The 248-nt window shown below is 37.9% G+C and carries 1 protein-coding gene; it reads right to left on the minus strand.

What is annotated here, in order from left to right:
• The coding region (locus AAEY57_RS20720; protein WP_350608749.1) for a hypothetical protein at nucleotides 1-248 on the minus strand (248 nt) is incomplete at both ends.

The following is a 248-nucleotide window of genomic DNA, read 5'->3' on the forward strand; positions in this document are numbered from 1 at the left end:
GACCATGTTTGTGCTAAATATTTAAATTCTTCAGAGCCACCAACAATTGGCTTATTCCATAATTTTTTAGGTTTTTTTGGGTCACTTATATCCAGGCCGTAGTAATTTTTACCGCCTCGGCGCATGCCTGTAAATGCCCATACTTCATCATTATCACTTGCTCTAATAACACCATCGTTTAACCCTTCGCTATTTGAGCCTTTATTATTAAAGAACACACTTATAGGCCCATCCATGCCATACACTTT

The sequence above is a fragment of the Pseudoalteromonas sp. MER144-MNA-CIBAN-0113 genome (assembly GCF_040308965.1).
Taxonomy (GTDB): domain Bacteria; phylum Pseudomonadota; class Gammaproteobacteria; order Enterobacterales; family Alteromonadaceae; genus Pseudoalteromonas; species Pseudoalteromonas tetraodonis.